1 protein-coding gene is annotated in these 343 nt (G+C 35.6%); it reads left to right on the forward strand.

The features are described from left to right. Positions 1-343: thiolase family protein (locus ACYQ44_RS10470; protein ID WP_459997241.1), on the forward strand; the 343-nt coding region annotated here is incomplete at both ends.

A 343-nucleotide genomic window follows, 5' to 3' on the forward strand; every position in this document is an offset into this window, starting at 1 on the left:
TTTGGAACAACAAAAGAAACATTAGCAAAACTAAGGCCAGCATTCAAAAAAGATGGAACAGTAACAGCAGGGAACTCATCAGGAATAAACGATGGAGCAAGTGCAATAATAATAGCTTCAGAAACAGCAGTAAAAAAATATGGACTAAAACCACTAGCAGAAATAATAGCTTACGAACAAGGAGGAGTAGAACCAAGCATAATGGGAATGGGGCCAGTAGCAGCGATAACAAACATAATAGAAAAAAAGGGAATAAAACTAGAAGAAATGGAACTATTAGAACTAAACGAAGCATTTGCAGCACAATCATTAGGAGTAATAAAAGAGCTCAGTGAAAAATATG

The organism is Marinitoga arctica (assembly GCF_054657315.1).